Source organism: Paraburkholderia caffeinilytica, assembly GCF_051027425.1.
Lineage (GTDB): Bacteria > Pseudomonadota > Gammaproteobacteria > Burkholderiales > Burkholderiaceae > Paraburkholderia > Paraburkholderia caffeinilytica_A.
On sequence record NZ_CP186553.1, the window covers coordinates 230,714 to 243,636 of the forward strand.

Genomic DNA, 12,923 nt, shown 5'->3' on the forward strand with positions numbered 1-12,923 from the left:
GCTTAAGTCTGAACAGTGTTGCCGGTATGGGGATGCACGTTTGATGCGAAATGCTCGCGCGCATACCGCACGCCGAGACTGCAAAGTAGATGCTGAATCTTCACAAGGTCAGGCGTAAAGTGCGATGTTTCGTCAGCCGCATCGATGATCGGCGCGATCCCGGTCACCAGCTCTCGCTCATAATCGGTCAGGCAGTACGTTGCAACGTCTGGCAAAGGATATACCGCGACATGGATTGACGGTTCGAGCGACAGGAACGTGCTAAATAGGCGTTCGATGATGAACGGGAGGAATGGCGCGGCATCTGTGTGCCACGTTTCACCCATCACCGCGATCACAGCGGTGCTATGCGGGTTGCTCTCGATATGCAGAGCTATCCGGTTGAGCACGGCACCGACATATCGTTCCCAGAATGCCTCATTACCGACCCAGAAATTTGAATAGCACAATACGCGCGCATCGTGGCGTGGTACACGCGCCAGATCCCATCTGATGCCGCATTCGTTGAGTAAGTCCTGCGCGCGCTCGGTGAGGCCGGGATGATTGATCTCGCCCTGCATCCAGACGTTGTACGAATAGTACGCAATTTGCGGGAATGGGTTAATCAGACAGACATCGGCCGTCGCATTAGACTCACAGAAAGCGACGAAGTCACCGGCCGGTACTTTGGTCTTTAGTCCGAATTTCGGCGAGAAGATGCCTGAGCGACGACCGCGGTGCTCCCCGTGTCGATAAAAGTCGATCATGGCTCGAAACTCGCGCCATGCAGCGTGCGAGTTGTCTTTCATCCGCATCGGTGAAAACGTCTGTTCCGAGAGCTCTTGCCCCGGCATGTACATCAACTCATAGATCGTCGTCATCGTCCGTGGCTCGCAAAAATTAGACTGAAACTATGAACTAGCATGCGTGTCACGTCAAATCTAGCTGCGCCCCTGTGGGTGTGGGAATATAGGGTTGAATCAAGAGCGCGTCTTGTGCATTGTAATATGCACCTCAGCGCGAATCATCGGTATTAACTGTACCCTGATTGGGCTATGTATCGGCATCTTGTGGCGATGCTGCATAACCAACGATCTTACTGCGGATTTCGGGGATGGCGAACGGGCGTTTCGGCGACGCCGAACAGGCCGGAGGGCAGTGCGGCGTAGTGCATCGATCGTAGCCGTGAGTGTTCGGAATCAGGTTACGGTCTCGTCGGGTTTGTTCTTCTTGCGCATTGATTCCGCCTTCAATGGAAGCTTGTGTGCCTGATGTACGAGACGGTCGAGAATAGTGTCGGCGAGTGTTGGGTCCTGCAGCCACGCGTGCCAGTGTTCGATTGGCAACTGGCTGGTAATGAGTTCGCCTTGAATAACCCGGAGGGCCTCGTGCGACGGAGCTTTGAAGCGGAAATGGTGTTGTGAGATTTGCAGGAACCTAGCACATTAACGCGAGAATCCTGCATTTTTCGACGAGGTGCAGATGGGGCCAAAGACGCCTGTGCCGGAACAAGATTTCTTCCGGCATCCGCTGCGAGAACAGATCAACCTGAAGCATCCGCTGGTGCGCCTGACTGACCTTATCAACTGGGAGCGGCTGGGCGCGTTGATGGGCGAGAGCTTCGTGTCGGGCAAAGGTCGACCGGCGAGCTCGCCGCGCCTGATTGCGGGGTTGCTGTATTTGCAGCACACATTCGATCTGTCCGACGAAGAGGTTGTCTGGCAATGGGTGGAGAACCCTTACTGGCAGGTGTTCACCGGTAAAACCTATTTGCAGACCGAACCGCCGATCGACCCGTCGAGCCTGACGCGCTGGCGCAAACGACTGGGCGAGGCCGGCGTTGAAGAGTTGCTGGCCGAGACGATCGAAGCAGCAAAACGTGCTGGCGTGATCAAGGCCGCGAGCGTGAAGCGGGTGATCGTCGACACAACGGTGATGGAAAAAGCGATCGCTCATCCAGCCGATTCACGCCTGCTCGAGTGGTGTCGCGAACATCTGCTGAAGGCCGCAGAGCGGCACGGCCTGAAGCTGCGGCAGAACTACAACCGCGAGGCGCTGCGTCTGGGACTGCAGATTGGCCGCTACGCTTACGCGAAGCAGTACAAGCGCATGAGGAAAGCACTGTGCACGCTGCGCTCGCGCGTTGGACGGGTGATGCGCGACGTGGAGCGACAGGTCGCCTAGGTGGCAGACCCCGGCCGTGCCGCGTTGATGGAGCTGATTGGCCGCACGAAGCGCATCTTGGCGCAGAAGCCGAAGGATAAGAACAAGCTCTATGCGCTACACGCGCCGGAAGTCGAGTGTCTGGCCAAGGGCAAGGCCCGCAAGCCGTACGAGTTCGGCGTGAAAGTGTTGATCACGACGACTCACAAGGAAGGACTGGTCGTTGGCATGTGCTCGATGCCGGGCAATCCGTACGACGGTCATACGCTGGCTGAAGCGCTGGAACAGGCGGCAATCCTGTGCGACGCCACGCCGGAAGTCGCCATCGTCGACCGTGGATACAAGGGTGTCGCGGTCGACGGCGTGAAGATCTACCATCCGGGCTTGCGGCGGGACATCACACGCGGACTACTCGCGATGATCAGGCGGCGCAGCGCAATCGAGCCAGCCATTGGTCACATGAAGACAGATGGGAAACTCGACAGGAACTGGCTCAAAGGCGCGCTCGGCGATGCGATGCACGCGGTGCTGGCCACAACCTCCGGATGATCCTGAGGAAGCTACGGCTTCTTTGCGTCTTTATTCTGGCTGCGTTGCTTAGAGCGTGTTAGGCACTTTGAAGTACTGGCACTGCGTGAACGAGCATGAGCATTGCGAAGACCACGAAATGAAGTCCTGAAAGGGTTTCGGGCAGCCGTTCTTAATCACGTGCGAGACGGCTGAAACGGTTGAGCCAGCCAAAGCTGCGCTCGATCACCCACCGCCGGGGCAGCAGCACGAAACCCTTTTTCGCTTCCTCCAGTTTGATTACCTGCAGTTCAATACCTTCATCGAGCGCGGCCTGCGCTGGCTCTTTGCCCGTGTACCCTTGATCGGCAAATGCCACTTTGACCGTGTGTCCCGTTACCTGCTGGATCTGACGCGCAAGCTCCGCTACCTGGGCGCGCTCCTGTTCGCTGGCCGGTGTCACATGTACCGCCAGCAACTGTCCCAAAGTGTCTACCGCAATGTGCACCTTGCTGCCACGCTTGCGCTTATAACCGTCATAGCCCGCACGCGGGCCGCTCTCGCAAGTCGACTGTATCGTGCGGCCATCCAGGATGACGGCGCTGGGCTGTCCCTGCCGTCCCTGTGCCACGCGTATTATCGAGCGCAGATCACAGACCATGTTCTCAAAACAGCCTGCCTGTAACCAGCGTTGAGTCTGCTGATAAACCAGTTCTCAAGGCGGGAAATCATTGGGCAGCATCCTCCACGGCGCGCCGGCCCGAGCCATCCAGCGCAATACATCAAACATGTCACGCAGTTCGTATTTGCGCTGCGGCGCGGTGACGTCCGTAAGCGTCAGATAGGGTGCTGCGAAGCTCCATTCTTCGTCGGACACATCGGTCGGATACCCTTTGCGATCTGCTCTTTTCATTCCGCCAGGATACCAGGTCTCCCGCAAAGTGCCTAACACGCTCTAATCGCCGCATTGCTGCGGTCCCATCGCCATAACGCCGGTGGTCGGCAAAACGAATTGTTCAGGACGGACTAATGATTGTCAAACGCGTACACAGTAAACAACACGAACGTGCAGAACGCCGGTACCGGAAGTACCGTCGGCGGCGGCTCCCAATAAGGAATGGACATGAAACGACTGATTGCATTTATCGCGGCGCTTTGCGTCGCCGGTAGTTTTCTTGCTACCACGCTTTCACCGATACAGCTTTTCAATCCGGCTGGATCGACCAGCGGGAAAGCGATTGACTCGACGGGCTCATCGACTGCTCCAGCATGGAGCAACCTGACGGCAACATCACTTGCAGCGCAGGTTGAGAATACTGTCGTTGTGAATGTGACTGCTTCGAGCGCATCGCCGACAGCATTTTGCAATACCGAACTGCCCGACTTCGATGAGTGCGCTTAACTGGACTAGCGGAACCGGATTCACATGTGGCGGATCGGGATTCGCTGCGCTGGCGGGGGCGACGTTCACAGGGCTCATAATATCTGCATATTCGAATGCCCAAATTCTGATCAGCGATACGAGTGGAAGCAATAAGGCTACTCTTTCATTCTATAACCATAAAACTGCAGCTTGGGATTGGAGCAATGCATTGGGCGCAAGCAATATATTCTCTCTTGATCGATATGTAGGGGGAGCTTTTGTCGATTCGCCGGTCTCGGTGTCGAACTCGACCGGCGCTGTCACGATGTCTGACGGTATCAACAGCATCGCGACCGGCGCTATTGCTGCGGCTGGGATTGCAGGTCAATGCATCTCAGGCACGATTGCATCCGATTCAGTCGTTTTCCTGTCGAATAACGTGGCGGCCAACGTCACATCGATTTCGTTGACGGCGGGCGACTGGTTCATCGTCGGCGTGCTCGACTTAACGGCTGGGGCGACGACAACGCTCACCTATATTTCCGGTAGCGCGGGCAAGACCAGCGCAACATTGAACGTTGGCAATCTGTTTCTGGTGAGCGCTCCCGGTGGCGGCAGTTCAATAACGACGGGTGCCGCGATTCCGATGCTACTTCAGAATATCACCGCCACCACTACCTACTATCTGGAGGCCTAGGCAGCATTCGCTATCAGCACGCTCGCAGCGTACTGCAATATCACGGCCTGCCGCTGGTTTGCTATCATCTTGCGGTTCAACATGCGCGAGATGAGGGGAAATTGAGAAAGATACTGCCCGGCTGGATGCTGCTTGTCGCCATCGTCATGGTTGTCACCACGATCGAGGGGATTGTCCGCTATTTCTCTCCGATTCCCTTCGAGGACCAATGGGACGCCTACATTGGATTCATCCACGCGCTGTACGACGGTGGGTACCGGGCGTGGTGGGATCCGCAGATGGAACACCGGATCGTATTCTCACGCGTGCTGTTCTGGCTGGACTACAAGGTTTTTGGTGGACTGAACCTGTTTTCGGTCATCACGGTTTCCGTCCTCATGGTCATGCTGTGCGTGGCCCTGATCTATGAGCAGCGGAGAGATGGAGACCGGGAGAATCGCTGGTTTGTGGCCTTCATGACGGTCGGTCTCATGTTCTCGTGGCTGCAGTACGAGAACTTCACCTCCGGTTTCCAGAGCCAGTTCATTTCCGTCTACCTCTTTGCGATGCTCGGCTTCGCGCAGTTTTCGAGAGTTGACCGCGCTGAGCGTCGGTTACCCGTTGCGATCCTGTTTGCGTTTCTATCCATCCTCAGTATGGCGAACGGCCTCGCCGCGCTGTTTGTGATGGCGATTCAGGGTGTGCTTCTCAGGCGCAGGCCGCGTGAGATCGTGACTGTGGGTGCCGTCGGCGCCATTGCTGCCGAGATCTATCTGCGTGGACTCAAAACTAACCTCCTGCCAGTTCCGCCAGCGATGGCCGGCGAGCATATGCGCGCGCTGCGGTTCTTCTTCGTCTTCCTTGGCAACCCGGTTTCCTATCTAGGCGGCAGTAATCTGACGGCAGGCATATTCGGGCTGATCCTGTTTGCAATAGCCGCCAGCGTGATTCTGTGGCTATTCGTGACCCGGGCCGTCACACCGTACCGGTCGTTCCTGATTGCAAGCTATGGGTTCGTCATCGCATCCGCTATCGGCGTCTCGCACGGTCGTTGGATGATCGGCTTTGACGCGGCTCACGATAGCCGCTACACGACTCCAGCTTTGCTCGGCTGCGTGGTTCTTGCGATGTTGTTGCTGGAAGTTCTTCCGAACCGGCGTGTTCTCGTTGCATCGGCAGTAGCCATCTTTGCGACCTGTCTGGTTCCGCTTCAGGCAGTGGCACTGGGCCACATCGAGCTCATGCCGCATTTCGTGAGGGGAGCCATCTACGACTGGAAGCTCGCAGTGCTTGGCCAGAAGATCGGCTTTGACCACCCCGCACTGTCCAGCAAGATATTCCCGCTTATCGCGCATGACCGGTTCCTGAATCAGGCTGATTTCGCCTCGGCCATGAATATCGGTCCGTATGCCTCAGGCTGGCTTCACGACGCGGGTGTCGTCAAGTACGACCCGGCGCTACGCAACGATGCGCTCTGTGTGGGCTTCCTTGATGGAGCAGGAGCGGATGAGATCGGGCGCACAGCCAGAGGCTGGGCGATTGCAACTCGCTTTGCGCAACCTGAAACGCTTGTTGTGCTGGTCGACGAAAGCAACCAGACGGTCGGTTACGGCGTGACGGGAATGAGCAGACCGGATGTCAAAGATAAGTTGGATTCCGGGTGGCTTGGCTTCGCGAAGCGTGGCAGCGGCCAGCTGCAGGCCTACGCGTATGTCGGCGGCAAGTACTGCCACCTTCGCGCGGCCAATTGATTACGACTTGCGGATACGCTTGATGATCTTCTCGCCCAGTTTCATCAGAAGCATGCCACCGCCAAACAGCGCGACAAGCATCAGCAACGGCGAGATGACCATATCAAACATGGCGCTCCAGTTGATATCCATGTCGGACTCCAAGTTTGTTAGTTAAATGACGGTCGGATGGTATCAGATCCGTCATTCAGGTAGCCTACACCCAATTGTCCAGATCGCTCCGCAAAAACAGGTGGCGCACCGCCTGATCAGGATCTCGGGGCATACAATTTCAATCATCCGTGTGGCGATGTCACGCTGGCAACCCATCGGATCGATCGTCGCGATGGTGCCCCTGAGCAGCAGGGCATCAAACAGTTCAGGCATTGCTGCACTTCGTTGGACTTCCCAGCCGTGCCTACCTGTCCGAGCACTATCCCGAGGCCGCTGCCATAAGCAATCCCGCCAGATGAATCGCGCGGTGGCCGCCCTGGTGCGAGCCGTGTGCGGGGTTGTCGTTGATGATTACCATCTGAACGGCTAGAGTCAGGAACAGGTGGCTTATCCACAGGATGAGCACGCCTCAAACTGCTGCGGGTCGCGAGTGTCGCGAACACGCGGCCAAAGGTGTCGTGCGAGGGGACGCGCTGTTCCAAGGGAGTAGGGCGGAGTAGCCAGTCCCGTTTTCCTCCCACATACCTAGTACCTAACCATCCGAACCCGACAGGATGGCGCACAATGCTACAACCAGCTTTTGCGTAAGGTCATAAGCCGGCGTGTGACCGCGCCGATCTCCAAGCCCTAGGACTTATCCGGCATTGAGGATATCGAGCAGCCGCTCATTTCCCCCGCCAGTTCGAATGTCAGTACGCACTAAATTCCCCCCACATGGAATCCTTTCCTGAACAGGCGCAGGATGTGCGCACTGTTTTTTCAGTGGGCATATTCCTATGAGCGAAAGCAATCTCGATTTCCCGTCCTTGAAGGCCGTGAGTGTTGGCGTCGATGGCAAACGTCGCTCTGCCCAGCATGACAAGCCTCGGTGGATTGAAGCCTGCCTGCTGCCAAGCGTGTCGGTAGCCCCCATGGCTCGTAAAGCTGGCACCAATGCAAACCCAGTTGTGGCGGTGGATCAAGAGCCGAGAAGCCGGACAGGAGGTTGGTACTACGGGAAGCGCAACCGAGGTTGAGCCGGCAGCATTCGTCCCAGTGGTACGGCTTCAGGATGAGGTCACGTCGAATGAATTCATGCCGCCCGAGCATCAGGTGGATCTACAACTGCCCCCGTCGAGCGCAGATCTCATTTATACGCATTATCGCGAACTGCTCTCTGGTACCGGGCATGTTTTGCAGAATGCATTCATAGTAAGCCCTCTCCCTCGGCAGCAGCATTTCGCTATTCCGATACAGTGCGTAGCATGACCGCTGTATATAGTTCGATGCAATCTGATTGCGAGCGTCGCGCAATCCAATGAGCATGCAGTCATCATAGTTTGACGACCCTTCAGCGAACGCTGGATGCATGATCAGCAGGCCCAGCAGGCCAATCACAGCCCGTAGGGTGCAAGTCCGTGTGAGATTCTTCTGCATGGCATTCTTGTCTGGCTGCGTGAGTTTGCACGGCGTGGACGTCACCCCACCCTAGCGGCAGTTTATTAAAGGGCGCTGATTCGGATTCAAGTCGTGTCCACGGCCGTGCGAGCGATCAACACGTACGACGTTTCGATATCCTGACCAGTGTGTCGCGAGCGCCTTCTCAAGTCGACCGTCGCGTTCCTCGCGAATCAGTGACAGGCTGAGTTTATTGTTCATCCATTCGACCCAGCTCGTGCTAGGTTTTCTATGCGTCGGGAAAGCACGCATCCAGCGAGGAAGACTGTCGCCCGGCACGCCCAACAGAGCTTCATGGTTGCCTCACAGGGACAGGCCGTACGCGCCATAAGCGCGGACACAGGCATGTCGCTACAAGCAGAGCGAGTATTAGCATGACACGGCAAAAAAGCGCCAAGCATTCTTGCACGTCACCCGATTGTTTGATCACGGCGTTGGCCCACATTGGCGACGGGAGTAAATCCCTTCTGCGGACGGACGGTCATCATGCATGTCAGCATCGCTGGCATAAACCGCCACCCTCACGTCACAAGGCGACAGTTGATTTGCTACGCGCACAAACAATACCCGTGTGTGTAGCATGTCATCCAGCCGACAGTTGCTATCCGGACTGAGTACCAGCATCGCGCCTGACCCCGGGGGTATCGCGCGTTCTTCCACGTAAGTGGTGTTGCACTGATGCCAGCGGAATCCGCCCTGCCTATCGACGCGAAGATTTCCCATGCCTTGCCAGACATTGCTGACAGGCTCCCAATTCCCAATATAGAATTTTTTGACCGGACCGCCTGTCGTATGACCTGCCGATGAAGCAGGCGATAAGGCAACCGGGGCAATGGATGCAGAGGCGGCCACGCTAGGCGCCGCCGGGGCGCTTTCGTTTCTGTCTGGCTGAACACATCCGCTGATAGACAGAAGGCCTGCCAACAGGCTGCATGTGCAGAGGTTCAGCCCAAATCGAACGACGTTCAAGGTATTTTTCATCTTCGTTCTTGGTTAGTAATGCTACTCACAAATGGCCACGACTTCGCGCAGCATCAGTGTTGACTCAACCGCAAGTAACGCTTCATCAAAATTCGTTACTGACACAACTGTGTAGCTATCCGGCAGCCACGGCAGAAAATCCGGAACAGGCGAACGCGAAGCACGTGCCAACAACAGCGCGGGTATCAGTCATCGGCCCAAGCGGGAGCGCCAGCGGTACATGCGATGCTTTCATGACCCAAAACGCTCGCAGATCATCCTGTCAGTGCTGGCCTAGTCCAGTCGCACTTCGCACCGACGACAACGCGAATCAGACTCCGTCAGATGCCTTCTGAGCCATTGTGTCTTGCTGCTAGCCATATTTGATACTGCCATTTGGCCATAGGAAAAGTCGGCAGGCTATGGGAAAGGTCTCGACGTAACGCTGTCCAATGATAGCTGCCACTCTATGTTTTGCCCTTGCTAATTATTTATGTTTGGTGTTGTAGCGTGTCCGGCAAGGGGGGGGCTTTGCGTCGTGTTCCGTTGAAGTTGGCGTCTGTGCGAGATGGGCGGGTCATTTCTAATGCGATCCAACGCTGATATGAGCGGGAGGCGCGACCGTTGATCGCTGAAGCGTTGGCAGCGTCGAGGACGGATTCAGCCAGTGAGTCGCTTCGCGGTGTGCGCCAGCGGTTCGCGGCGGGAGCCCTGTCTCGCAGGTGGGGCGGTATCATGTGCTCAGAGGCAATGTGACGACGCGCGGTACTTGCTTCGATCTTTTTCAGCGCGCGCTTTTTCGGACTCACGTCTCTCGTGTCCCATTTTTCGGCGGGTTGCTGTAGTTCCTGTCTGAGCGCGGGAGTGAAACATTGCAGACGCTGTTACGCGGGGCGAAGTCGTTGTTGCTTCTGGAAATATTTGGCGGTTCCCGTTTCCAGACTGGCGACACGCAGCAGGGATCGAGCGAAGCATTGCGGCAGTTACCTGGGTGGGCAGTTTCTACTGGACCTGGTTGTGCCCACTATACCTTGAGCAGGATGAGGCTGCGTTCAGTGTTTCCGTGATGCGGACCGCTCACCAGATTCCCGGTGCTTCGCACTGTTTCCGGCACGGCACATTACTCGTTCGCCGTCAGTGGTTTTCGTGATACATCGCGCAGCGGATAGGGAAGGGATATCCGTACGCCAATGGGAATGTTCCTAGATTCACGGGGTGCTCCTGTAGGTTATCGTACGGGTGGCCCCTCTCTTGGGCACACTGTCTCTGGTGTAAGAAGAGTGAAAATCCTGACTGTTAAACATCATAGTCATCCTGACAGGCGTCGGCAGGCACGCCTGTGTGTCCCGTCTGGAGGGCAGACATCCACCGTCAATTTCGAAACCTTTCAGGTGGCAAGTATGAAAATTCTCATCGCGACTGCGTTACTTGCTAGCCTCGCGATCGGTCTCACTGGTTGCATCGTCCCATCCCCGGCGGCCGTTGTGCCTGCGTCTGCCGGAATGACAGTTGGATGGCATGGTGGCCGGTATTATGACGGTCACCGTTACTGGGCACGCGACGACTGGATGCGTAGGTATCCCGATGATAGGGGCTGGCACGATCACCGCAACAACGTGCATTGCAACAACGATCATAACCATGGCGGTCGCTAACGGCGCATTGGTGCCTGAGGTGGCGCAGGCCTGTCCCGACAGGGAGTCAGGCATGCGGGCCGGTGCGCTCTTGCCGCGCGCTAATCGGCCTTGGTCCTCTCTGGCCCCTCAATTTCTGACCTAGCAACAGGAAACCGACACCGACTGGAAGAATCCATGAAAGTACACATGCATTGCATCGTAGTTGCGACAACCCTTATCGGACTGTGGATCCCGTTTTCGGCGGCGCACGCCCAATTCGGCAACCTGCTCAGCCAAGGCAGTAACAGTCCGACGACGGGCCTTGGCAACTTGGCCGGCGCGGGTATGGGTAGCCTTGGTAACGCGCTGTCCGGTAGCCCGGTGACGCCCGGCAACAGCAGCAATACCGCTGGTGTGCTGCAATTCTGCATCAGGAATAACTACCTCGGTGGCAGCAGCGCGTCGTCGGTCAGAGATTCGCTGATGAGCAGGCTGCCAGGAGGGGTATCGAAATCCGACAGCAGCTACAACGATGGAGCCAACGGTGTCGTCGACACAGGAGACGGCCAGAAGCTGAGGCTCGGCGGCGGCGGCGTCAGGCAGCAACTCACTAGGCGGGTCTGCGACAGGATCCTCGGCTATGCCAGGTCGATGCAGTAGGCCGAGATTTTGCGCGCTCTGTCTGGAAAACCCTGTGTGAGTGCTGGCCCCCGTGGGGGGGCGAGGGTTTTGCCCGGATATTTTGCTGAAGATGACCGGTACCCTTGCGCGAATAATTTAATGTGACAGAGCTCTCGAATGCGAGCTTGCGGCAATCGCTGCAGCGCTAGGGATCCAGGAACTGTGTGGCGCAATGAAACAGATGATGATTTCCCGTTGTGCTGCGAGGGTATCCGGATGGGTACGGGTTCCGGTGCCACAGACACCGCTATGCACGTTTAACGCAACGCGTCTTGCCCCGCGGTGCGGTAATGCTCGAGCGTGGCGTGTGCAGGCCTTTCTCTTCGAGCAGGTTTCGAAAATCTTCGTGCTCGCTGGGGCGTTCGTCCAGATCGCGCACCAGTTGTATGAGGCGCTCGGCATCAGGCTCGCGCTGCGGCAACGCGTTCTGCGTGCACATGTGCGGACTGCCCGCTTACGGAGGCGGCAGTGGCCTCATCCAGTTGCAGGCGCAGCGAGAGATGGTCAATTATCCAACGTGAGAGCGTCGTCGACACACTCACCGGCACAGCGGCAGTAAATATCCGCACAAATGGGTTTTTTCTCAGTCAAGGGGGTGCCTTGTTTTGATCTGGGTCGAAGCGCGACTTCATGCCTGCCGACACAATATCGTTTCATGAGCCGAGGCGGGTTGCGCGAGTGAGACCACACATAACCGCCCCCTCGAAGCTCATGTCCTCGCTTACCGAAGGATAATGTATCGAGCGCGTGGCGGGGGCCGCGCGCTGCGCTACTTCGACTGAAAGCGATGACAACGAAAAACATGCCCATCTGGCGGATCAGGATCGAACTGCTGCATGTGAAGCCCACAGTCTGGCGCCTCATTGACACGCACGCATCTGTCACCCTTTCACAACTGCATCAGATCATTCAGGCTGCCATGGGCTGGCAGCAGACTCACCTCTACGCCTTCCAGGACGATTCCGTTTTCGGAGGGCGCTGCAACTCCTCGGCAACACTCCCAGCGATATGCCAGCCGGGCGACACGCTGCGGTATGTGTACGACTTCGGCGACAACTGGGAACATGCGGTGGTGATCGAAAAGGCACTGCCCGCCAGCGCGAAAGTGCGATATCCACGCTGCGTGTCCGGTAACAATGCCTGTCCGCCAGAAGACTGTGGTGGACCGAGGGGTTACGCCGAACTGTGCAGAACGCTTGCGGATCGTCGCAGTCAATATCGCGACGAAATAATCGGCCGGCTCGGCGGATCTTTCAATCCCCTAGCATTGGAATTGACAGAGGTGAATGAGCGGCTGCTCCGATACCCTCAATGCCGAATAAGCTGATAGGGCTTATCCCCTGTCGTAACCTTGCGAAACGCTCCGTTGTGGCGATCTAGGTTAGCTTTGTGCCCAGCAAACTGGCCCAGCGCGAACAACGTGTGCGCCCGGGCATCAGAAATGAATAGAGGGCAATTGACACGTCTGTTTCAGCGATCGGAAATAACGCCGTGGTGTACGATGAAATCCTCTCAGGTTCGGCCTCGCCTCGAAAACGGCCGAACTTTCAGCCGGCGCATGCGCCGGTTTTTTTTATAGCAAGGCGGGCTAGCCAAGGTGGACGGAGGGAAGCCAGACATTCTGCCGTCTCTAGGCA

The 12,923-nt window shown here is 57.0% G+C and carries 9 protein-coding genes and 3 pseudogenes; 6 read left to right on the forward strand and 6 right to left on the reverse strand.

What is annotated here, in order from left to right; translation table 11 throughout:
• Positions 1-2: 2 nt before the first annotated feature.
• Positions 3-860 (reverse strand): hypothetical protein, encoded by an 858-nt coding sequence (locus ACOSV0_RS21580; RefSeq protein WP_434113407.1) that lies wholly within the window; start codon positions 858-860, stop codon positions 3-5.
• Positions 861-1,178: 318 nt separating this feature from the next.
• A pseudogene (locus ACOSV0_RS21585) lies at positions 1,179-1,340 on the reverse strand (ATP-binding protein); the annotation flags it as partial.
• 121 nt (positions 1,341-1,461) lie between these two features.
• Here ACOSV0_RS21585 and ACOSV0_RS21590 point away from each other — a divergent pair.
• Positions 1,462-2,753 (forward strand): annotated as a pseudogene (locus ACOSV0_RS21590) (IS5 family transposase).
• Here ACOSV0_RS21590 and ACOSV0_RS21595 read toward each other — a convergent pair.
• Positions 2,750-3,562: pseudogene (locus ACOSV0_RS21595) on the reverse strand (IS5 family transposase). The pseudogenes ACOSV0_RS21590 and ACOSV0_RS21595 overlap by 4 nt on opposite strands.
• Positions 3,563-3,772: 210 nt before the next feature.
• Here ACOSV0_RS21595 and ACOSV0_RS21600 point away from each other — a divergent pair.
• The 3 genes from ACOSV0_RS21600 (at position 3,773) to ACOSV0_RS21610 (ending at position 6,439) form a co-directional block, all read left to right on the forward strand.
• The gene (locus ACOSV0_RS21600) at positions 3,773-4,051 is read left to right on the forward strand and encodes a hypothetical protein (RefSeq protein WP_434113408.1); all 279 of its coding nucleotides are present in this window, start codon (positions 3,773-3,775) and stop codon (positions 4,049-4,051) included.
• 190 nt (positions 4,052-4,241) lie between these two features.
• Positions 4,242-4,709, forward strand: a complete 468-nt coding sequence (locus tag ACOSV0_RS21605) for a hypothetical protein (RefSeq protein WP_434113410.1) — start codon at positions 4,242-4,244, stop codon at positions 4,707-4,709.
• 101 nt (positions 4,710-4,810) lie between these two features.
• A complete protein-coding gene (locus ACOSV0_RS21610) occupies positions 4,811-6,439 on the forward strand; it encodes a hypothetical protein (protein WP_434113412.1) in 1,629 nt (542 codons plus the stop codon).
• Here ACOSV0_RS21610 and ACOSV0_RS21615 read toward each other — a convergent pair whose 3' ends face one another.
• On the reverse strand, positions 6,440-6,571 hold the full coding sequence (locus ACOSV0_RS21615; RefSeq protein ID WP_434113414.1) for a hypothetical protein: 132 nt from the start codon (positions 6,569-6,571) through the stop codon (positions 6,440-6,442).
• 1,119 nt (positions 6,572-7,690) lie between these two features.
• Positions 7,691-8,008: a VF_A0006 family four-cysteine protein gene (locus ACOSV0_RS21620; RefSeq protein WP_434113416.1), complete on the reverse strand. Its 318-nt coding sequence runs from the start codon at positions 8,006-8,008 to the stop codon at positions 7,691-7,693.
• A 2,792-nt stretch (positions 8,009-10,800) separates the two neighbouring features.
• Between ACOSV0_RS21620 and ACOSV0_RS21625 the strand changes: the two genes are divergently transcribed.
• Complete coding sequence (locus tag ACOSV0_RS21625; protein WP_434113418.1) at positions 10,801-11,265, forward strand: DUF2501 domain-containing protein; 465 nt, start codon at positions 10,801-10,803, stop codon at positions 11,263-11,265.
• A 268-nt stretch (positions 11,266-11,533) separates the two neighbouring features.
• On the opposite strand, the gene ACOSV0_RS21630 is transcribed toward ACOSV0_RS21625, so the two are convergent.
• Positions 11,534-11,725 (reverse strand): hypothetical protein, encoded by a 192-nt coding sequence (locus ACOSV0_RS21630; RefSeq protein WP_434113419.1) that lies wholly within the window; start codon positions 11,723-11,725, stop codon positions 11,534-11,536.
• Between the two features lie 348 nt (positions 11,726-12,073).
• Here ACOSV0_RS21630 and ACOSV0_RS21635 point away from each other — a divergent pair, with 348 nt between their 5' ends.
• Positions 12,074-12,613 (forward strand): plasmid pRiA4b ORF-3 family protein, encoded by a 540-nt coding sequence (locus ACOSV0_RS21635; RefSeq protein ID WP_434113421.1) that lies wholly within the window; start codon positions 12,074-12,076, stop codon positions 12,611-12,613.
• Positions 12,614-12,923: the final 310 nt, after the last annotated feature.